At 66.6% G+C, this 20,813-nt stretch carries 20 protein-coding genes and 1 pseudogene; 9 read left to right on the top strand and 12 right to left on the bottom strand.

What is annotated here, in order from left to right; all coding sequences use genetic code 11:
* Positions 1–362 precede the first annotated feature (362 nt).
* Entirely contained in the window at positions 363–689 is a 327-nt protein-coding gene (locus AC1DT6_RS22065) for a hypothetical protein (protein WP_441634055.1), read from the top strand.
* A gap of 121 nt (positions 690–810) precedes the next feature.
* Here the strand turns inward: AC1DT6_RS22065 and AC1DT6_RS22060 are convergent.
* The 3 genes and pseudogenes from AC1DT6_RS22060 to AC1DT6_RS22050 all read right to left on the bottom strand — a co-directional run.
* Positions 811–1,002 (bottom strand): annotated as a pseudogene (locus AC1DT6_RS22060) (alpha/beta fold hydrolase); the annotation flags it as partial.
* Between the two features lie 32 nt (positions 1,003–1,034).
* Positions 1,035–2,249: an FAD-dependent oxidoreductase gene (locus AC1DT6_RS22055; RefSeq protein WP_441634057.1), complete on the bottom strand. Its 1,215-nt coding sequence runs from the start codon at positions 2,247–2,249 to the stop codon at positions 1,035–1,037.
* 49 nt (positions 2,250–2,298) lie between these two features.
* The gene (locus AC1DT6_RS22050) at positions 2,299–2,631 is read right to left on the bottom strand and encodes a hypothetical protein (RefSeq protein ID WP_441634059.1); all 333 of its coding nucleotides are present in this window, start codon (positions 2,629–2,631) and stop codon (positions 2,299–2,301) included.
* Between the two features lie 228 nt (positions 2,632–2,859).
* Between AC1DT6_RS22050 and AC1DT6_RS22045 the strand changes: the two genes are divergently transcribed.
* Together AC1DT6_RS22045 and AC1DT6_RS22040 are read left to right on the top strand one after the other, a co-directional pair.
* The gene (locus AC1DT6_RS22045) at positions 2,860–3,738 is read left to right on the top strand and encodes an AraC family transcriptional regulator (protein WP_441634061.1); all 879 of its coding nucleotides are present in this window, start codon (positions 2,860–2,862) and stop codon (positions 3,736–3,738) included.
* 125 nt (positions 3,739–3,863) lie between these two features.
* Positions 3,864–4,301, top strand: coding sequence for a MarR family winged helix-turn-helix transcriptional regulator (locus tag AC1DT6_RS22040; RefSeq protein ID WP_441634063.1), 438 nt, complete (start codon positions 3,864–3,866; stop codon positions 4,299–4,301).
* A gap of 138 nt (positions 4,302–4,439) precedes the next feature.
* On the opposite strand, the gene AC1DT6_RS22035 is transcribed toward AC1DT6_RS22040, so the two are convergent.
* The gene (locus AC1DT6_RS22035; protein WP_441634065.1) at positions 4,440–4,691 is read right to left on the bottom strand and encodes a hypothetical protein; all 252 of its coding nucleotides are present in this window, start codon (positions 4,689–4,691) and stop codon (positions 4,440–4,442) included.
* 205 nt (positions 4,692–4,896) lie between these two features.
* Here AC1DT6_RS22035 and AC1DT6_RS22030 point away from each other — a divergent pair, with 205 nt between their 5' ends.
* The 4 genes from AC1DT6_RS22030 (at position 4,897) to AC1DT6_RS22015 (ending at position 8,660) form a co-directional block, all read left to right on the top strand.
* Positions 4,897–6,108, top strand: a complete 1,212-nt coding sequence (locus AC1DT6_RS22030) for an NnrS family protein (protein ID WP_441634067.1) — start codon at positions 4,897–4,899, stop codon at positions 6,106–6,108.
* 102 nt (positions 6,109–6,210) lie between these two features.
* Positions 6,211–7,650 carry a MocR-like pyridoxine biosynthesis transcription factor PdxR gene (pdxR, locus tag AC1DT6_RS22025; protein ID WP_477103191.1) on the top strand — a complete coding sequence of 480 codons (1,440 nt, stop codon included), beginning with the start codon at positions 6,211–6,213 and terminating at the stop codon, positions 7,648–7,650.
* A gap of 94 nt (positions 7,651–7,744) precedes the next feature.
* A complete protein-coding gene (locus AC1DT6_RS22020; protein WP_035871037.1) occupies positions 7,745–8,182 on the top strand; it encodes a carboxymuconolactone decarboxylase family protein in 438 nt (145 codons plus the stop codon).
* Positions 8,183–8,201: 19 nt separating this feature from the next.
* Positions 8,202–8,660 carry a cupin domain-containing protein gene (locus AC1DT6_RS22015; RefSeq protein ID WP_441634072.1) on the top strand — a complete coding sequence of 153 codons (459 nt, stop codon included), beginning with the start codon at positions 8,202–8,204 and terminating at the stop codon, positions 8,658–8,660.
* A gap of 91 nt (positions 8,661–8,751) precedes the next feature.
* On the opposite strand, the gene AC1DT6_RS22010 is transcribed toward AC1DT6_RS22015, so the two are convergent.
* Positions 8,752–9,189, bottom strand: coding sequence for a carboxymuconolactone decarboxylase family protein (locus AC1DT6_RS22010; RefSeq protein WP_441634074.1), 438 nt, complete (start codon positions 9,187–9,189; stop codon positions 8,752–8,754).
* Between the two features lie 136 nt (positions 9,190–9,325).
* Complete coding sequence (locus AC1DT6_RS22005; RefSeq protein WP_441634076.1) at positions 9,326–9,850, bottom strand: RrF2 family transcriptional regulator; 525 nt, start codon at positions 9,848–9,850, stop codon at positions 9,326–9,328.
* A gap of 273 nt (positions 9,851–10,123) precedes the next feature.
* On the opposite strand from AC1DT6_RS22005, the gene AC1DT6_RS22000 reads away from it, so the two are divergent.
* Positions 10,124–11,335 (top strand): globin domain-containing protein, encoded by a 1,212-nt coding sequence (locus tag AC1DT6_RS22000; RefSeq protein ID WP_441634078.1) that lies wholly within the window; start codon positions 10,124–10,126, stop codon positions 11,333–11,335.
* 449 nt (positions 11,336–11,784) lie between these two features.
* Positions 11,785–12,066, top strand: a complete 282-nt coding sequence (locus tag AC1DT6_RS21995; RefSeq protein ID WP_441634080.1) for a hypothetical protein — start codon at positions 11,785–11,787, stop codon at positions 12,064–12,066.
* 112 nt (positions 12,067–12,178) lie between these two features.
* Here the strand turns inward: AC1DT6_RS21995 and purL are convergent, their stop codons facing one another.
* From purL to AC1DT6_RS21965, 6 genes are all read right to left on the bottom strand, one after another.
* Positions 12,179–16,225 (bottom strand): phosphoribosylformylglycinamidine synthase, encoded by a 4,047-nt coding sequence (gene purL, locus AC1DT6_RS21990; RefSeq protein WP_441634082.1) that lies wholly within the window; start codon positions 16,223–16,225, stop codon positions 12,179–12,181.
* Positions 16,226–16,530: 305 nt separating this feature from the next.
* Positions 16,531–16,896: an alkyl sulfatase C-terminal domain-containing protein gene (locus AC1DT6_RS21985; RefSeq protein WP_441634084.1), complete on the bottom strand. Its 366-nt coding sequence runs from the start codon at positions 16,894–16,896 to the stop codon at positions 16,531–16,533.
* Positions 16,897–16,904: 8 nt separating this feature from the next.
* Positions 16,905–17,699, bottom strand: a complete 795-nt coding sequence (locus AC1DT6_RS21980) for an MBL fold metallo-hydrolase (RefSeq protein WP_477114889.1) — start codon at positions 17,697–17,699, stop codon at positions 16,905–16,907.
* 192 nt (positions 17,700–17,891) lie between these two features.
* Positions 17,892–18,032, bottom strand: a complete 141-nt coding sequence (locus tag AC1DT6_RS21975; protein WP_441634088.1) for a hypothetical protein — start codon at positions 18,030–18,032, stop codon at positions 17,892–17,894.
* A gap of 35 nt (positions 18,033–18,067) precedes the next feature.
* Complete coding sequence (locus AC1DT6_RS21970) at positions 18,068–18,526, bottom strand: (2Fe-2S)-binding protein (protein ID WP_441634090.1); 459 nt, start codon at positions 18,524–18,526, stop codon at positions 18,068–18,070.
* A gap of 16 nt (positions 18,527–18,542) precedes the next feature.
* On the bottom strand, positions 18,543–20,810 hold the full coding sequence (locus AC1DT6_RS21965; RefSeq protein ID WP_441634092.1) for a xanthine dehydrogenase family protein molybdopterin-binding subunit: 2,268 nt from the start codon (positions 20,808–20,810) through the stop codon (positions 18,543–18,545).
* Positions 20,811–20,813 lie beyond the last annotated feature (3 nt).

Below are 20,813 nucleotides of genomic sequence, written 5' to 3'. Positions count from 1 at the left end.
TAGATAGACTGGTTGGCCCAAAAAAACGGGGATTCCCCGGGTGTTGCGCTGGATCCTCTTTCCTGCTTCAGCTTTCTTGCTGGGGCGGAGCAGTGGCTTCCATGTCCTGAATATTATCTACTGGTAGATAGATAGTCAAGGGGTTTTTTGCAAGCCATCTGCAAGCGCACGATGTCGTCACGGGCGCTCGAGCAGGATTTGCACGTCCATCAACGTGTGCCCGCACCCTCCGGCCCAAAAGGGAATCGCCGAAATGCCAGCAACAAGGATTTACAACGTTTTACTTCAGGCAGCATGAAATCACTCCTACGATGATATTTGCGGGATGCAGTACAGGGTCCTCGCTACCACCGGAGCAAGAGATGCGCAAAGTCCTCACGATGACGTTACTTATCGCCGCCGCGACGGCTTCAGGCTTGAGCTATGCCCAGCAAAAGAAGTTCGACCCGTACACCGACGGCGCCAAGGCAGGCAAGGCCGACCCCTATACGGACGGCGCGAAATCCGGCAAGTTCGATCCATACACGGATGGCGCCAAGCAATCCACCCAGATGGACCTGAATGCCAACCAGGCCAAGCCCGACCCGTACACCGACGGTGCCAAGGCTGGCAAGGCCGATCCCTATACGGACGGCGCGAAGGCCGGCAAGGCCGACCCCTATACGGACGGCGCGAAGTCTTCCAAGTAATTGGCATCCGCGTTGCCGCTCCGCAAGCGGCAACGCATATCCACCATGGCGCGCCTACCGCAGCGAACCCGCGCGGCCTCCTCCCCTAGCCGCGCGGCCTGCACTTATGCCTGTCGCGGCTTCATCCGTGCAACCCCTGCAAAAAGGCAAGCAAGTCTGCATTGACCTGCTCTGCGTTGACCGCGCACATCCCATGCGATGCGCCCGGGCAGACCTTCAGCGTCGCGTTTCTGACCAGCCTGGAGGCCAGCATGGCCGCCGCCCCGATCGGCACGATCTGGTCGGCGTCGCCATGCAGGAACGGCGTCGGCACGATTCCGATTGCCGCCCCGCAAGCCGTGGCGCCTAGCCAGCCAGGACGCGCTTGGGCGCATGGGGCCGGCCCCCGTAGCCAAGCAAGATTTCCGTACCGCGCTGCGAAGCCAGGATGGCGTGCGAACTGTGTTCCCGCATGGCGGTTTCGTAACTGCCGATGGCCGCGCGCAGCGAACAGTGGCCGGCGGCGGCCTCGCCCAGTTGCCGCGCCAGCAGGTAGGCATCGTGCAGCGCCGCATTCGCCCCCAGGCCACCTGCGGGACTCATCGCATGGATGGCATCCCCCAGCACCGTGACCGCATTGGTCGGCCAGGCCGGCGGCACGTCTGCCGTCCTGACGGGCAGCATGGCCAGCGAGGCGCGATCGCCCAGCTGGAACAGCGCCCGCAGCCCGCTGTGCCAGTCTGCCGTGACGCGCTCGATGCGCGCGGCGAGTTCGTCCTGGCGCAACGCATCGCCACCCTCCCAGCCGATGCCAAGGCTCTCGCGGGCGCCGACGATGGCCCAGTAGAGATAGTCCTCGCACTCGCCCAGGCGGTAGCCCGTGGGCTGCGGCCGGAACCGCATCGGATCGATGATGACCGCGAGGCCATCGCCGAAGACGATAGAAGTCCTGTCCCGCAGCACGCCGGAGATCCGCGCCAGCGCGGCAGGCGTCGGGCAAGTCTTGCCATAGAGGCAGGCGCACCCGGTATCCGCCGGGGTGGCGCCCGGCAAACGGCGCCGGCGCACCTGGGAATTGACGCCATCCGCCGCCACCAGCACGTCCGAGACGGCGGATGAACCATCCGCAAACACGGCGGCCACGCGCCCGTCTTCGCACTCCCGGTAACGCACGCACGCCTTGCCGAAATGCACACGGTCCTCGATGCCGCACAGCAGGACTTCGCGCAGCGTCTGGCGGTTCACGCTCAGGTCGTCCTCTTCAACATTTCCAGCGCCTTCGTTCCCGGCCCGCCGCCACGACTCCACCCACATTCCGGTCACGGCATCGAGCCCTGTGTCAACCACATTGACGCCCTCCACCGGCATCGCGCCGGTTGCCTTGAACAAGGCGAAAAGGTCTGCCGGCAAGCAGGCCTTCAAGGCTTGCTGGCCCCGATGATCGATGCGGATGCGGTAGCCCTGCGTGCGGCTGTCCAGTGCCGCATCGCGCTCGTAGACATCGAAGGCGATGCCATGCCTCCTGAGCCCTTGCGCCAGGCACAAGCCGCCCAGGCCGGCGCCGACGATGGTGATGTGCATGGGCCTCGCCATCAAGGCGCGCTGCGCCGCCACAGCGCCCGCCCGGCGTTCAGCGCGCGGGGCCATCTTGCACTCCGGCAACCGCATTCGCCGTGGTCGTGGCAGCCAGGGCATCGTTGCCCAGCGCCAGCGCTTCCGCCATGGTGGCGGCCATCGCCACGGGCACGCCAAAGGCCTTGACCGCCATCTGCGCCTGCTCGGCCATTGCCGCCCGCTTGTCCGGGTCGGGTTCGATATGGATCAGCGCCCTGCAGCTTCTCCCGAGTGGCGCCTTGTGCTGTTTGAGCCATAGCGCGCGTTGCTTGCGGTCCTCGTGCGCTTCTTCGTCCCGTGCGGCATGGATCAGCACAAAGACCCGGTCCTGCCCGACCAGGGCCGTCATCTCGTCGCGCCACCGGGCGGCGTAGCCTGCATGGCTTCGGCGCGGCCGACCACGAGGGGGAAGTTCGATACGTCGTAGATGTGGAAGCTGGAAGCCTGTGCTTGCATGTCGCTCTCCTGCGCTGCGGGTAAAGGTTGACGCGTTGAATAAGGCGCCTCGCATGCAGTATCCAGTGGAAGCGGGTAGACTCGATAACGTTATCACGCCTAAAAATATTGAATTCCGGCCATGCCTTCCCGCCCAGCCCATCCTGCGGTCCCTAACGCTGACGACGCGTCCCCGCAGGCGGAAACCCAGACCCTGCTCGCCTCCTTTGCCGACTCGAGCGAGCAAGCGGGCGGCCCTGCCCTGATCGCCATGCGCGGTGCCGACAGGACCGACAACGAATTCCGACTTGGCACGCGTGAGCTGGACTGGCATAGCCACGTGCGCGGCCAGTTGTTCTGCATCGACAACGGCCTGGTGCATGTCCGCACCCGCCACGGCTCCTGGCTGCTGCCCGCCCAGCGCGCTGGCTGGATGCCGCCGGGCGAGACGCATCGCGTCACCATCAGCGGCGTGCTGGGCGGCTGGAACGTGTGGATTGCCCCCTCCGCGGCGCAGGACCTGCCGCGCCTGCCTTGCGTATTGGGAACCAGCGAACTGATGCGCGCGCTGATCAGCCGTGCTGCGTCCTGGCCCTCGCCTTTCGCGCCGGATCCTGCGCAGGAGCGCATTGCCGCGGTACTGCTCGACGAGATCCGGCAGGCGCCGCGCGAGCCCCTGCATCTGCCCTTGCCAACCGACCGGCGCGCGCTGCGGATCAGCAATGCCATCCTGGGATGCCCGGATGACCATCGCAGCCTGGTGGAGTGGGCAGACTGGGCGGGCATGTCGCCGCGTACGCTATCCCGCCTGTTCCTTGGAGAGACTGGCCTGAGCTTTGCCCATTGGCGCCAGCAGGCTCGCCTGACCCTGGCGCTGGAACGGCTCGCACGCGGCGAAGCCGTGGCCGCTGTGGCCGAGACCCTGGGCTACGCCACGCCGAGCAACTTCATCGCCATGTTCCGCCGTGCTTTTGGCGACTCGCCGGCCCGGTATTTTGCGAACCGCGGACTGGGTGGCTAGCTACCGGAAGCGGCCCGTTCCTCGCCCTCACTCCCGCCCCGGCGGCTCACTGAAAATCCGCAGATTCTGACCTTGAATTTATCTGACTTATCAAATAATATCCATCCAGCAAACAGGAGGCGCCCATGAAGCACTACACCAGAGAGAACTTTCGCCTCACGCAGAGCGTGGGGTTCTTCCTCAACAAGGCCCGCAACCTTGTGCTGATGGAAATGGACGCCGCCCTCAAGGAACTGGATATCACCGCCCAGCAGATGGGCATCCTGCTGTCGCTGTCCCGAGGCGTCGCCACCACCCCGTTCGAACTCAGCAAGCTGCTGGTGATCGACACCGGCCTGATGACCCGCATGCTCGACAAGCTGGAGCACAAGGGCCTGCTGACCCGCTCGCGCAGCGTGGACGACCGCCGCGTGGTCAACCTGGAGCTGACCGCCAAGGGCCATGGCGTTGCCGAACAGATCCCGGAGATCGCCCCCGAGGTGCTGAATGCGCGCCTGAAGGATTTCACCAAGAGCGAGTTCGACGAGTTCATCCGCCTGCTCGGCAAATTCTCGGCCGCCTGAGCGCATCATTTTTAATTATTTAAAAGCGCGCGACGGTTTCCTTGCGCCGGTGCCGGGCAAAATCATGCCGTGCCCCGATGCGCGTGCTGCTACCCTGGCCTTCGCCGGTTTTGCAGTGGTGTTCTTCATTCGCTCGGGCTACACCACCACCGTGGACACCTTGACGCTGGTGCCGCCCGCGTTGCGGCAAGGCATTCCGACCGCGCCCGCCAGGTGGTTGATGATGGGCGGCAACATCTGCGCCACGCCCGCATCGATGATGAAAAAACTGAAGCTCCGCTCTGCCGCCGCGGGATCGAAGGACACAGGATCAGAGCGCAGCGCGCGCATACGTTCCAGGATGCCCAGCACGGGCTCCGCCAGCGCCCGGTCGCTATCGGCCAGCGGCAAATTGTCATGCCGGATCCGAGCCTCGCCATCGGTCTTTATGTTGCATTTAAAATGCTTGTTTTATAGAATCGTTATCGGGTTGCTGCGCCGCACGATATGAAGCGCCGGTAACACCGGTAACGCCGGTTGGCAAGCGAGGCCGCTGCGACACCGCCTTGGCGGCTGCCGCATCCCGAATTCCACCCGACACATTGAGAGCCGAACCATGCTGCCCCTTGCGCAAAACCAGCCACCGGCAAGCCACGCCACCACGCGCTATCACGGCCATCCCGTCCTTGCGCTGGCGTTCCGGCCGTTCTACCTGCTGGCGGCCGCCTTTGCCGTGGTGGCCGTTGGCGTCTGGACCGCGATCTACCTGGGCTGGTGGCCCCATGCCGGTGCGCAGCCGGCCATGGGCGGCATGCTGTGGCACGCGCACGAGATGGTGTTCGGCTTTGCCGCCGCGATCGTGGTCGGCTTCCTGTTCACTGCCGGCAAGAACTGGACAGGCCTGCAAACACCGCAGGGCGGCTTGCTGGCCTGCCTCGCTGCCGTCTGGCTAGCGGCGCGTGTGCTGATGTGGACCGGGCCGGCAGCCGTTGCGGCGGGGCTGGACCTGGCCTTCCTGCTGCTTTGCGCGGCCAGCTTCCTGCGCGTGCTGGTTCGCGCCGGCAGTACGCGCAACTACGGGCTTGCCGCCGCGTTGTTCCTGCTGTGGGCGCTGAATGCGGTGTTCCATGTGGCGCTGGCCAACGGCGCCGTGCTGCTCGCGCTGCAAAGCGCCGATGCGGGGATCGGGCTGATCGTCATCTTCATTACCGTGATCGGCGGGCGCGTGATCCCGATGTTCACCGCCAACACGGTCCCAGGGGTACGCATCCGGCGCTCGGCGGCTATCGAGCGCAGCGTTGTGGCGCTGACGCTGGCCGCGATGACCGCCTGCACGCTGGCGCCGCGCGGCATGGCCACCGCCGCGATCGCGCTGCTGGCCGCGCTGGCGCAAGCCGTGCGACTGGGCGGCTGGAGCTCGCGGCGCACGGCAGGCAAGCCCCTGATCGCCATCCTGCACCTCGCCTACGGCTGCCTGCCGCTGGGCCTGCTCTTGCTGGCGGCCGCCGCACTTGGCTGGGCCGACCGCTCGGCGGCCTTGCACGCGCTCACCGTGGGCGCGATCGGTTGCGCCATCCTGGGGATGATCACGCGCACCGCGCTGGGCCATACGGGCCGCAAGCTGGAGGCCGGCCAGATGGAGAAAGCGGCTTATGCGTGCATCGGCACGGCTGCCCTCTTCCGCGTCCTGGGGCCGCTATTGCTGCCGCAATACAAGCCGTTCTGGATAGCCGGGGCCGCTGCGCTGTGGATGGCGGCGTTCTTGCTTTACCTGGTGAAATACACGCCCTACCTGACCAGGCCACGCGCCGACGGGCGGGACGGCTGAGCGGCCAGGGCCCGGGCCAAGCCCCCCTCCAGCGCCCCTTCACCGATGGCATGAGCGGCTACTAAAATCAATGAACTTTTCTCCGTCTCAGGTAGCCAGCAAATGGACGTCCATTTGACTATTCACGGCCGGCAGGGCCTGGCCGGCCAGCTTTATCGCCAGTTGCGCGCGGGTATCGTCGACGGACGGCTGGCGCCGGGCGAGAGACTGCCGTCTACCCGCGACCTCGCCACGCAGCTCGGCATCTCGCGCAAGACCACGCTCGATGTGTTCGAGCGGTTGATTGCCGAGGGCTACCTGCGCTCGCGCGCCGGCGACGGCACCTTCGTGGCGCACGAGATGACCCGCCTGGCACCGGCGCCGGCACCGGTCTCCCCGAGTCCCGGCTCCGGCTCGATCTGGGAGACGTTGCCGGACGCCTTGCCGATGACGGCGCCCGGCGCGGCGCCCGCGTTCGACTTCGTGGGCGGCGTCACAGACAAGGCCTTGTTTCCCTTCGATAAATGGCGCAGTTGCGTGAGCCACGCGCTGCGCGTGCAGGCCCGCGGACGCGGCACCTACCGGGATCCCGCCGGGGAGCAGGAGCTGCGCCTGGCGGTCTCGCGCTACCTGGCTTTCAGCCGCGCCGTGGCCAGCAACTGGCAGGACGTCATCGTGACGCAAGGCGCGCAGCAGGCGATCGACCTGATGGCACGGGTCGTGATCCGCCCAGGCGATGTGGTGGCGGTGGAAGATCCCGGCTACCCGCCCGCGCGCATCGCATTTTCCGCGCTCGGCGCGCAGGTGGCGCACGTCCCGGTCGATGCCGAGGGGCTGGTGGTGGACGCCCTGCCCGGCAACGCACGCATTGTCTACGTCACGCCCTCGCACCAGTTCCCGCTGGGCATGGCCATGAGCATGGAGCGCCGCGTCGCGCTGCTGGAATGGGCGCAACGCCGCGGTGCGCTGCTGCTGGAAGACGACTACGACGGTGAATTCCGCTTCATGGGCCGCCCGATGGAGTCGCTCAAGAGCCTGGACAAGACCGGCGTGGTGGCGTACGTGGGCACCTTCTCCAAGACGATCTTTCCCGAACTGCGCATTGGCTACGTGATCCCCCCGGCACCGTTGGCCACAGCGGTACGCCGCGCCAAGCAGGTCGGCGACTGGCATAGCTGCACCATGACGCAGACCGCCCTCGCCAAGTTCATGCTCGACGGCTATTTCGGCAAGCATCTGCGGCGCATGCACAAGGAATATGCCGCGCGCCGGACCGCGCTGCTTGCGCACCTGGACGGCCCGCTGAGCCGCTGGTTCACGGCGCTCGCGCCGGCCGCCGGCATCCACCTGGTTGCCCGGCTGAAGACGGAGCAGGATGAGCAGGCGCTGATCGCACGTGCCGCCGCCGCATCCATCGGCCTGTACGGCATCTCCGGCATGTACGCAGGGCAACGGCCAACACCCGGGATCCTGTTTGGCTATGGCGGCATCGGCGTGGCCGACATTCACGCCGGCATGGAAAAACTGGCCGGGGCGATGGATGGCCATCACTGGCTACCTTAAATTACAAAAAAGTGGCTATTTTTTATAACCAGTTGCCGTCCTAATCTTGTTCCTGTCGCGCAGCCAACCCGGCGGCGCAAACCAGGAGCAAACCATGGAACAACGTCTCGACTTCTACAAAGCCAGCCCCGCCACCATCAAGGCGCTGATCGGGCTGGAGGAACGCATCGGCAAGAGCGGACTGGAACAGCCGCTGGTGGAACTGGTGCGCCTGCGGGCTTCGCAAATCAACGGCTGCGCCTATTGCATCGACTTGCACACCACCGACGCGCGCAAGGGCGGCGAAGACGACCGCCGCCTGGCCACCCTGTCGGTCTGGCGCGAAACGCCCTTCTTCTCCGCGCGCGAGCAAGCCGCGCTGGCCTGGACCGAGGCAGTCACGTTGGTCGCGCAGGACCACGTGCCCGACGCCGCCTGGGAAGCCGTCCGCCCGCACTTCAGCGACGCCGAGCTGGTCGACCTGACGCTGCTGATCTCCGCGATCAATAGCTGGAACCGCTTCGCCATCTCGTTCCGCAAGACGCCGGCCTGAGCCAGGGGAGACAATGACGATGACCCGATTGCAGATTGGACGGGCCGTGTCCCGCCTGGCGATTGCGACAGTAGTGTCGGCCGTGCTGGCGTTGCCGGGCGCGGGCAGTGCCCTTGCCCATACGCCTGACGGACAACCCGGTAAGTCAGAGGAAAGCGTGCAGCCGCTGATGAAACAGCCGATCCCTGAGGCCGCGGGCAAGAACGTCCTGCTGGCAACAGTGACATTCGCACCCGGCCAGGAGTCCGAGCCCCATGTCCACCCCGGATCGATCTTTGCCTATGTACTGGAAGGTACCGTGGTATCGCAACTCGGCGGCGAGCCCGAAAGGACCTATGGCAAGGGCCAGAGCTGGTACGAAGCGCCCGGCGCGCGGCATCTCGTCACCCGCAACGCCAGCAAGACCAAGCCGGCCAGACTACTGGTGTTTGGCATCGCCGCCGAAGGCGATCCAATCAAGCAGCCGCTGCCCCGATAAGCTGGTGGCCAGGACCTGCGGGCGTGGGCCTGCCGGCATGCCCGTTCCAGACCCCGCGCATGGCAGTGTCCCGGCTCCCGGCTCCCTTCACCTAGACGGGAGACCGGCGAAACGCGATGCCGAAGCGGTTAAGACTATTGACCGCCGTGACCAGCAAGGTCAGGTCCACGATCTCCCGCTCCGAAAAATACGGCCGTACCGCCTCCCAGACGGCATCCGGCACATGCGTGCCGGCGATGTCCGTCACCGCCTCGGCCCACGCCAGCGCCGCCCGCTCACGGTCGGTGTACAGCGGCGTCTCACGCCAGACTTCCAGCATATCGATCCGCGCCGCCATTTCGCCGTCCTTGCGCGCCCGCGCCGAATGCAGGTCGATGCAATATGGACAGCCGTTGACCTGCGACACACGCAGGCGCACCAGATCCACCAGCGAATGCTCAAGCCGGTAGCGCTGGTTGCGCCTGTCCAGGCGAATCAATAGTTCGGTGCTGAGCCGGTTGGCCCGGTGGCTGTCGAGCCGCAATGTCATCCCGATCTCCCCTGCCGGCCCTGCCGGACGGCTGGCCGCATACGGCAGACTAGCGCCGCCAGCGGGCGCAGACAATAGCCACTACGGCGCCATTTCGGGTAACCAGTGCAGGCCTCCGCTTCGGGGTCCCGGCTACTTACTGCTCACCTGCATCGCCTGGCGCTGCCCGGGCAGGCCTGGCCTTGCGCATCACGCTCTTCACGGGAATTCCCACCATGGTGGCCGCCCCGTCCTGTCCAAGCGCGCGGCTCAGCGCCGCGGGCTTCTCCACCAGATCCTGCAGGCTGTAGGCATCCAGCACTTCGAAATATGCCCGCAGCGCGGCGGCAAGCACGCCCCGCAAGCCGCACACGCGCGTGATCACGCAATGGTTGTCATCCCCCTGGAAGCACTCCACCAGGTGGAAATCCGACTCCATGGTGCGGATCACCTCGCCCACATTGATCTGCGCCGCCGGCCGGCCCAGCTCGATGCCGCCGGCGCGCCCGCGCACCGTGTGCAGGAAGCCGGCCTGGCCAAGCTTCTGCACAATCTTGATCAGGTGGTTCTTGGGAATGCCGAACGCATCCGCGATGCGCTGGATGGTCACAAGCTCGCCTGGGTGGACCGCGACATAGATCAGGGTCCGCAGACTGTAGTCGGTGTAGTCAGTCAGTCTCATGGCTTGGGTCCGGCTTGCGGCGGTGATGGTATGCGTGGCAGCCAGGATGGCTCTGCGGCAGGCGCAGCGCTGCTTTGCGCAACGCCGCCGCAGTCTAACATGGCCCCCGGATGCATCTTTCCGCACCGCCACAAACTTTATGTTGCATTACAAATGCATGTTTAATAAAATCCTTCCCAAGGCGTCGCAACCACATCGCACGCCGCCACCGCGGAATGCCGCGGCATTTTTTCGCTTTTTTGTTGCATCTATCGTACATCTTTGGAGGTTGTCGTGCTGTCTGAAAAATCGAGACCACTGATCGACGCAAGCGTCCCCGTCCTGCGGGAACATGGCCTGGCCATCACCCAGACCTTCTACCGCAACATGTTTGCCGATCGGCCCGAGTTGACCAACCTGTTCAACATGGGCAACCAAGCCAACGGTTCGCAGCAGCAATCGCTCGCCTCCGCAGTCTTTGCCTACGCCGCCAACTACGGCGACAACAGCGCCCTGGCCCCGGTTGTCAACCGCATCGTTCACAAGCACGCCTCGGTCGGCATCAAGCCCAGCCACTACGCCATCGTTGCCCGCCACCTGCTCGGCGCCATCGGCGAAGTGCTCGGCGACGCCGCCACCCCGGCACTGGTAGCCGCGTGGGATGAAGCCTACTGGTTGCTGGCCGCCGAACTGATCGCCGCGGAAACGCGCCTCTACGAGCGCGCGCAGACCGGCCCGGACCACCGCCAGCCCGTGCGGATCGTTGCCCGCGAAGAACAAAGCGCCGACATCACCGCCTTCACGCTCGAAGCCGTCGGTGGCACCACGCTGGCAGATTTCCTGCCGGGCCAGTACATCTCGGTCGTGGTCGAACTGGCACCCGGCGCCTTCCAGCAACGTCAGTACAGCCTGTCGGACGCGCCCAACGGAAAGACCTGGCGCATCTCGGTAAAGCGCGACAGCGGCAACGGCGACACCCTGCCCGCCGGCGCCGTGTCCAACTGGCTCCATGACAACGCCCGCCCTGGCGACGTGCTGATGGTCAGCCAGCCCTTCGGCGACTTCGCGCCGCGCATTGAGCCGGCCACGCCCATCGTGCTGCTCTCCGCCGGCGTCGGTGTCACGCCCATGATCTCCGCGCTGAATGCCGTGGCGAAACGCAATCCTTCGCGCAAGGTGGTGTTCGGCCATGCGGCGCGCAAGGTCTCGCATGTGGCCCACCTGAAGGATGTCACGCACGCGGCGCGGAAACTGCCGAAGCTGCGGACGCATTTCTTCCTGGAGTCGGCGGAGCCCGCTGAATTCCTCGCGCAACCCGCCCTGCCCGGCCGCATGGATATCGACGTGATCCTGGCGGACGACGATCTTGCGGATGCTGACTTTTACCTGTGCGGGCCGCTGCCGTTCATGCAGGCGCAGCGGGCAGCGTTGCACGCGCGGGGAGTGAAGGCTGAGCGGGTGCATCGGGAAGTGTTCGGGCCGGATTTGCTGGATGGCCTGGTGTAGTGGGTGTAGTGGCCGGCTGGCACTAACAATGGCCGGGCCCATCGGCGAATGCGACCAAAGCGTCCGCCCTGAAAAACCAGGATCGCGGGTCCGGCCGGCTTTTGCCGGCATTCAAGCTGGCAGCAAACGCCGGCCGCCAGACGCGCCCTGGCTCATGCGGCGTACCACAGGTGATGTACTGCCAATCTTTCGCAGACGCCGATGAGCCACATGGATCATGCGGTACTCCGGGATCACACCAGGCGTCATTCCCTTGCCTGCCAGGTGATCCCGCGGCAACGCGTATGTGCCGCATACCACCAAGCCCGGGCCACGGGCATTCCCTCCATGCCGACACCTGAGTAAGATCAGGGGAATGCGCCTCCCGCCGCATGGCTGGCGCGCACACTGCATTGCCCTCACCCGCGTGATCTCCCGCCGCGGGCGACGGCATGGGAAAGAGCGAGTCCATGGCTTCAGGCAGCGCCTACCGGCAACTCTGGCACCTCACCTCCGAGGGTTGGGGCTACTGCGCGCTCGGCACCTTCAGCCACGATGGCCTGCCACCGGAATGGCGGTCCGTGCTGCCGCTGCTGCCGCTGCGCGACCGCTATTCGGCCGTCAAGGCGGCACGCATGGTGCTGGTCACCATGCAGCTCCGGGGCGCGGCACCGGCTCGCGCAAAACTATCGGATCCGCAGCGGCCGTTGTATTACGTGTATCAGGCCTGGAGTACGCAGATGGTGGCGTGACCGGAATCTGCTCCTTTTGCCCCCGTCTTCGCCATGCACGCCCGTTAGCAAAAGAAAAAGCCCGCGCGAGGCGAGCTTTCTCTTTTCTACCAGCGAGCCAGCGGCAAACCGCTCAACCCACCCACTTCCGCGCGTTGCGGAACATGCGCATCCACGGGCTGCCGCCATCCGCCACCTGCTTCCAGGCATCCGGCGCCCAACTCATGGTGGCGGTGCGGAACACGCGCTCCGGGTGCGGCATCAGCACGGTGAAGCGGCCATCCGTGGTGGTCACCGAGGTAATGCCGTCCGGCGAGCCGTTCGGGTTCAGCGGATAGGTCTGGGTGGGTGCGCCGAGGTTGTCCACGAAACGCAGCGCCACCTGGGCCTGGCTCTTGTCGCCTTGCTGCGAGAAGTCGGCAAAGCCTTCGCCGTGCGCCACCACGATGGGGATGCGGCTGCCTTCCATGCCGGCGAAGAAGATCGACGGCGAGGACTGCACTTCCACGGTGACGTAGCGCGCTTCGTACTGTTCCGACTGATTACGCGTGAACTTGGGCCAGGCGCCCGCGCCCGGGATGATCGGGGCGAGGTTGCTCATCATCTGGCAGCCATTGCACACGCCCAGCGCGAACGTATCCTGGCGGTTGAAGAAGGCTGCAAACTGCTCGGCCATCTGCGCGTTGAACAGGATCGTCTTGGCCCAGCCTTCGCCAGCGCCCAGCACGTCGCCGTAGCTGAAGCCGCCGCAGGCCACGAAGCCGGAGAACTCGGCCAGGTTGGCGCGGCCCGCGATCAGGTCGCTCATATGCACGTCGTGCGTGTCGAAGCCCGCGCGGTCCATGCTGTAGGCCATCTCGATCTGCGAGTTGACGCCCTGCTCGCGCAGGATCGCCACGCGCGGACGCGCACCGGTTGCCACGAACGGCGCAGCAATGTCTTCCGCCGGATCGAAGGTCAGTACCGGCGAGATGCCGGGGTCCGCCGCGTCGAGCAGGCGGTCGTATTCGCTATCGGCGCAGGCGGGGTTGTCGCGCAGGCGCGCGATGCGCCAGCTGACTTCGCTCCAGGTGCGCTGCAGTTCGCCGCGCGCGGCGCCGAACACCTTCTTGGCGTCGCGGTAGATCTCGATCTGGTCGGTGGTGTTGGGCTTGCCCACTACGTGGCTGCATGCCGACAGGCCAACCTCGCGCAGCACGGCGAACACGGCATCGCGCTCTTCCTGGCGTACCTGGATCACCGCGCCGAGTTCCTCCGAGAACAGCGCGCGCAGGGTCTGCTCGTCCCGGCGGCCGGAGATTTGCTGGGCCCAGTTCTTGGCGTCGCCGAAGTCCTGCTCCTGGACCGGGTCCAGCGCCAGCATGTCGACGTTGAGCGACAGGCCGCAATGGCCGGCAAAGGCCATTTCCGCCAGGGCAGCCAGGAAGCCGCCGTCGGAACGGTCGTGGTAGGCCAGCAGCTTGCCCTCGCGGTTCAGGCGCTGGATCACGTTGAAGAAGTTCTTCAGGTCTTCGGCGTTGTCCACGTCCGGCGCGGTGTCGCCTACCTGCTGCGTCACCTGGGCCAGGATGCTGCCGCCCAGGCGGTTCTTGCCGCGGCCGAGGTCGATGGCGATCAGCACGCTGTCGCCGGCATCGGTGCGCAGTTGCGGGGTCAGGGTCCGGTCGGTGTCGTCCACGGCGGCAAACGCCGAGATGATCAGCGAGACTGGCGCGACCACTTCCTTGTCGGCGCCGTTGTCCTGCCACTTGGTGCGCATGGACAGCGAATCCTTGCCCACCGGGATGCTGATGCCCAGCGCCGGGCACAGCTCCATGCCGACGGCGTGCACGGTGTCATACAGCTTGGCGTCCTCGCCTTCCACGCCGCAGGCCGCCATCCAGTTGGCCGACAGCTTCACCTTGCCCAGGTCCTTGACCGGCGCGGCGGCCAGGTTGGTCAGTGCCTCGCCGATGGCCATGCGGCCGGAGGCCGGAGCGTTGATCACGGCCAGCGGCGTGCGCTCGCCCATGGTCATGGCTTCGCCGGTGCGGCCCTTGTAATCGAGCGTGGTCACGGCCACGTCGGCCACCGGCACCTGCCAGGGGCCGACCATCTGGTCGCGCGCGTTCATGCCGCCCACGGTACGGTCGCCGATGGTGATCAGGAAGGACTTGCTGGCCACGGTGGGGTGGCGCAGCACGTCGCGCACGGCCTTGTCCAGCGCGATGCCGGTCACGTCCACCGGCGGCAGGCTTTGCTCCACATGCCTGACGTCGCGGTGCATGCGCGGCGGCTTGCCCAGCAGCACGTCCATCGGCATGTTCACGGCATGGTGTTCCTTGAGCGCGGCGTCGACATGGGCGTCGACCAGCTGCAGCTGCTTCTCCTCGGTGGCGATGCCCACCACCGCGAACGGCGAGCGCTCGCGCTGGCACATGGCCTGGAACAGCGGGAAGGATTCCGGCGCCACCGCCATCACATAGCGTTCCTGCGACTCGTTGCACCAGATCTCGGCCGGGCTCATGCCGGACTCTTCCAGGTGCACCTGGCGCAGGTCGAAACGCGCGCCGCGGCCGGCGCCGTCCACCAGTTCGGGGAAGGCATTGGAAATGCCGCCCGCGCCCACGTCATGGATCGACAGGATGGGGTTGTCGTCGCCGAGTTGCCAGCAGGCGTTGATCACTTCCTGCGCGCGCCGCTCCATCTCGGGGTTGCCGCGCTGGACCGAATCGAAGTCCAGGTCGGCGGTGTTGGTGCCGGTCGCCATCGAGCTGGCGGCGCTGCCGCCCATGCCGATGCGCATGCCCGGGCCGCCCAGCTGGATCAGCAGCGAGCCGGCGGGCAGGTCCTTCTTGTGCGTGTGGCCGGCGTCGATATTGCCGATGCCGCCGGCGATCATGATCGGCTTGTGATAGCCGCGCACGGTGCCGCCGACGTTTTGCTCGTAGACGCGGAAGTAGCCACCCAGGATGGCGCGGCCGAACTCGTTGTTGAACGCGGCGCCGCCAAGCGGGCCGTCGGTCATGATCTGCAGCGGCGAGGCGATGCGATCCGGCTTGCCGGTCACGCCGGGCTTGTCGGCGGGGTTGCGGTGCGCCACCGGCTGGGCCGCGTCGCGCGCGTTTTCCCAGCCTTCGACGGCATCGGGCAGCATCAGGTTGGAAACCGTGAAACCGGTCAGGCCCGCCTTGGGCTTGCCGCCACGTCCGGTGGCGCCCTCGTCACGGATCTCGCCGCCGGCACCGGTGGAGGCGCCGGGGAACGGCGAGATGGCGGTCGGGTGGTTGTGCGTCTCCACCTTCATCAGCGTGTGGGTCAGCGCCTCATGGCGGCCGTACTTGTGCCCGGTGCCGCGCGGGAACCAGCGCTCGGCCACGTCGCCTTCCATCACCGCGGAGTTGTCCGAGTACGCCACGATCGACCCTTGCGGGTTGAGCTGGTGGGTATTGCGGATCATGGCGAACAGGGATTTATCCTGCTGCACGCCGTCGATGGTCCAGGTGGCGTTGAAGATCTTGTGGCGGCAGTGCTCGCTGTTGGCCTGCGCGAACATCATCAGCTCGACGTCGGTCGGGTTGCGCTCCAGCCTGGCGTAGGCGTCCACCAGGTAATCGATCTCGTCTTCCGACAGCGCCAGGCCCATCTCGGTATTGGCCTGCGCCAGCGCGGCGCGGCCACCGGAGATATCGATGAAGCGCAGCGGCTTGGCGGGCAGTTCCTGGAACAGGCCGGCGGCGTCCTCGCGCGAGGCCACCACGGATTCGGTCATGCGATCGAACAGGTGGGCGGCCACGGCGGCACGGGTGCCGGCGTCCAGCGACTTGCGCCCGCGCAGCAGGCCCTTCTTGCACACCACGGTGATCTCGATGCCACGCTCGATGCGGTGGACGTGCTCGAAGCCGCAGTTATGCGCAATATCGGTGGCCTTGCTGGCCCACGGCGAAATCGTGCCGAAACGCGGGATCACCACGAAACGGTCGCCTTCGGTCTGTGCCTCGAAAGGCGCACCGTAGGTCAGCAGCGCGCCGATGCGGGCGCTGTCGTCCTGGGACAGCGGCACGTCGGTGTCGACGAAATGCAGGAACTGGCCGTGCACCGACTCGATGTCGGCGTCGATCTGCTTGAGGGCGGTGAGCAGGCGTTGCTGGCGGAAGGCGGAAAGCGCCAATGCACCGGGGAAGCACGAGAAATGCGCCATGGTCTGAGCGGTCGGGAGGGCAGGAGGTAGGGGCTGCTACCGGCCGGCGCCGCTGGTTGGGGCGCCGTGCTGGCGGGAAACCGGCATTATACCTTGTCGAAGGGGGTTTCCCGCGATGCAGCACGGGCAGCTTGATGGACAAAGGCACGGGTGCCGCGGACGAGCCTCGCAGCCATCACGCGGAAGGCGCCCCGCCCGGCACAGCATGCCGCAAGCGGCACTTCAATCCGTCTGCCGCAGCCGGCACCCCTGCGCCGGCGAAGCGCCGGTGTCACCGCCGGCGCTGCTTTACGGGCGTGGCCGGCTCAGCGGTCGGGCCACGGCGCCGCATCCACCACCGGGAAGCTGCCGCTGAACTGGTCCAGCAGGCCCATGAAGCGCGGCAGCAGCGATACGGCGCCGCTCAGCGAGAGGCGGCCTTCGGCCATGGCCTCGGCAACGGTCCAGCGCCGCGTCAACAGCCCGTCGAGCGTGTCGCGGGTGGTTTCGATGACCACGTCCGCCGAGGACGCCGCCTCCACCTGCAGGCTGCTCAGCGCGCAGTTGGACAAGGTGCTCACCCACTGCTCGCCGCTCTCGGTGAAATGCCAGCCGAGCTGGCACGCCATGCCTTCGGCACGCTGGCCATGGATGCGCACCGCCAGCGCGTCGAACAACAGTTCGTTGCTCATGGCGTGCATCAGGGCATTGGCCGGCGGCCCCTGCGGATTGGCCTGGGGCGGGCCTTCGCGATCACGTGGACTTCGTGTTCCGCCTCGATCGACAGCGTCGGCGCGATCAGCGTGGAGCGTCCCAACGGCAAGGTCTTGCCCAGCCCCGCATCCACCTGCGCCGCCGGCCCCTTGGCCAGCGTATGGCCAAACTGGAACTGCGCGCGGCGCGCCATTGCCACGCCGCCGATCACGTTCTCGGCAATGGCGTGGTGCATGAAGCCGGATGGCGCTATCACCTGTACCCGTCCGGCGCGCACGTCGGCTTCGTCCACCAGTCCCGCCACCCCGCCGAAGTGGTCGGCATGGCTGTGGCTGTAGATCACGGTGTGCAGCGTGCGGTTGCCGCGATGCTGCCGGTACAGCGCAAGCGCCGCGGCGGCAGTCTCCGGGCAGGTCAGCGCGTCCAGCGCGATCACGCCGGTGTCGCCTTCGATAAAGGTGATGTTGGCGATATCGAATCCCCGCACCTGGAAGATACGCGGCGTGACCTGGAACAGCCCGTGGATACGGTTCAGCCGCGCCTGCCGCCACAGGCTCGGGTTGACGATATCCGGCGCCTGCCCGGCATCGAGGAAACCGTACGCCTCCAGGTTCCACACGCCGTGGCCGTTGGCGCGCGCGACCCTGGCATCGGGGATGGTGCCGAGAAAGCCGCGCTGCGCGTCCTCCCAGTCCTGTTCGTCGTGCTCCGGCAGTTCGCGCGCCAGCAGGCGATGAAAGTCAGCCGTGGCCGCGTGGGCACAGCCTGGATTGTCCGTCATGGGGTCTCCGTGTTGGTTAATGCGGGTTACTGCCAGCGCAGCACCAGCGCGCCGGGCAACTTCTCCATCAGCCGGTTCGTCATTCCCCCTCGGCCTTTACATTGAGATAGGCCGACAGCGCCGCCAGCAACTCCACCTGCAGCGCAGGCGCGTCCAGCTTCAAGGGCCCGGGGTCGGTCAGCACCGCGTTGATCAGGACGCCATATGGGAGCGCGCCAGCGGCCAGGAGGGCGAGGTCTCGCGGGCCGCGGGCGGCATGCGGCGCGGCTCCAGCACGGCGGCGGCGTACAAGCCACGGTGCTTGCTGAAGTCTTGGCCGCGCTTTGTGTTCACGTTATCCGGAAATACCCTCGCAAGGCGGCAGTGCCTCAGGCGCGCGGCTGCCCGGCTGCCCGATGGATGGCCGCCCTGATCCGCGGATAGGTGCCGCAGCGGCAGACAATGCCGGACATGAACGCATCGATGTCGGCATCGCTGGGCTTCGGGATTTTTTTCAGCAGTGCGCTGGCAGCCATGAGCTGTGCGCTCTGGCAGTACCCGCACTGCACCACATCGAGATCGATCCAGGCAGCCTTCAAGGCTTGCGCCTGCGCGCCGCGCAAGCCTTCGATGGTCACGATCCTGGTCTTTTCCAGCGACGAGACCTTGCGCTGACAGGCGAAGCCCCGGTCGTCGTTCATCTGTACCGTGCAGGCGCCGCAAATGCCCACGCCGCAGCCATACTTGGTGCCGGTCAACCCCAGTTCGCAGCGCAGCACCCACAACAGCGGCGTGTCCGGATCGGACCGCACGGTCACCGCCTTGCCGTTGATGTTCAGGGATAACATGGTTCTCTCCCGCAGCTCATGCAAACTTCAAGGGCAATGCGCGCAGGCGCTGCCCGGTCAGCGCAAACAGGGCATTCGCCACCGCCGGCGCAATCGGCGGCGTGCCGGTTTCGCCCACGCCCCGCGGATGTTCCTGGCTCGGCATGATGTCGGTTTCGATCGCCGGGCAGTCGTTGATGTGGATGACAGGAAATTCCTTGAAATTCCGCTGGTGCACCTGGCCATGGTCGATCGTGATTTCTTCGTACAGCGCGGCCGACAGGCCAAAAATGATCGCACTTTCCAGTTGCTGCCGGATCAGGTTCGGGTTCACCGCCGTACCGCAATCGATCACGCAGACCACCCGGTGCACACGCACCCGCTTGTCCGGCGCCAGCGATACCTCCGCCACCTGCGCGACGATGCTGCCGTAGGCCTCGTGCAGCGCCACCCCGCGCGCGCGCGCGGCGCCGTCGGTAGCCTGCCCTGGCGCCCGCCCCCAGCCGGCCAGTTCCGCGGCGCGCTGCAACACGGCCATGTGGCGCGGGTGCTTTGCCAACAGGCCGGCGCGGAACGCCACGGGATCCTTGCCAGCCGCCGCCGCCAGCTCATCGATGAAGCTCTCGGTAAAAAAGGCCTGGTGCGAATGGCCGACCGAGCGCCAGAAGCCCACCGGCACCGGCAGGTCGACAATCACATGGCCGACCCTCGCGTTCGGCCATTCGTAGGGCCGGTCGAATGCCCCTTCCGTCGTGGTCTTGTCGATGCCGAGGCGAGGCAGGCCAAGCAGACGCGACAGCGCGCCCGGCACGATCGCCTGGCTGGCCGACGTGTTGTGCCAGGCTATGAGGTTGCCTGCGCCATCGAGCCCGGCCTTGAAGCGCGAGACGCAAGCCGGCCGATAGAAGTCGTGCGTGGTGTCCTGAATGCGCGTCCAGATCGTCTGGACCGGCCTGCCGCCCCCCTCGCGCGCGATGGCCGCCGCCTGGGAGATGAAATCCACCTCCAGCCGCCGCCCGAATGCGCCGCCGACCAGTTGCGGCTGCACGTCGACCCGTTCCGCATCGAGCGCGAGCACCCTGGCGACCGCTTTGCGCGCCAGGCCAGGCAACTGCGTCGAGACCCAGACCCTGGCCGCGCCGTCGCGAACCTGCACCGTGCAGTTGATGGGCTCCACCGCGCCATGCGCAAGGTAGGGCACGCTGTACTCCGCGTTGAGGGTTTTCGCGGCGGATTTCAACGCGGCATCGACGTCGCCGTGCCGGTAATAGGCGTGGCCGTCGGATTCATCCAGCGCCTGCGCCAGACGGCGGCTCACGTCCGCGCTGGACAGCGCGGCGGCGGGGCCGTGGTTCCACACGATCTTGACCGCATCCAGCGCGGTCATGGCCCGGTACGCATTGTCGGCGATCACCGCCACGCCGCCGGTGCCGCCGTTGTAGCCATCGACCGCGAACACCTTGACGATGCCCGGCAACGCGGCCGCGGCCGAGCCGTCGAAGCTCGCCACCGTACCACCCAGCGTCGGACACATCATCACGCTGGCGTACAGCAGTCCCTCGGGCAGCACGTCGATGCCAAAGCGCGCGGTGCCATCGATCTTGGCCGCGGCCTCGATGCGCCGCATGTTCTTGCCGATCAGCCTGAATTCGGATGGCGCCTTCAGCGCCACCTTCGCCGGCATCGGCTGTTTGGCGGCCTGCGCCGCCAGCTCGCCGAAGGTGGCCGTTTTGCCGGAGGCGTGCAGCACTTTGCCGTCCTGCGCGCGGCACTCGCCCACAGGCACGTTCCACCGCGCGGCGGCGGCGCCGATCAGCATCGCGCGGGCGGATGCGCCGGCCTCGCGCATCGGCTCCCACAGGTCGTTGACGCTCGACGAGCCGCCTGTCACCATCTCGCCGATCTCGCGCATGAGCTTGCGGGTGAACCAGACCGCCCCTTGCCTGACCACGCCATCGTCGTCCGCCCGGAACGGGAGATCGTCGACAACGACTTCCAGGTTGTTGTAGATCTTGTCCACGGGCGCATGCTCGACCTTCACCTGCGCCCAGTCCGCGTCCAGTTCGTCGGCCAGTACCATGGCCAGGCCGGTGTGCACGCCCTGCCCCATCTCCGTGCGGCACATCATGATGGTGACGCTGTTGTCCGCGGCGATCTTGACCCAGCCGTTGAGCCCGACCTGCGTGCCGACCGCCGGCAATGGGGCCGATGTCGTCAGGCGCTGGCGCGGCGGCAGCAACGACCAGCCCACCAGCAGCACACCGGCGGCGCCGACTCCGCCAAACAGGAAGGTCCTGCGCTTCATGAT

The organism is Cupriavidus sp. 01L45, from assembly GCF_056399885.1.
Note: the sequence above shows the minus strand (reverse complement) of the source record. Positions and strands in the feature narration are given on the sequence as shown.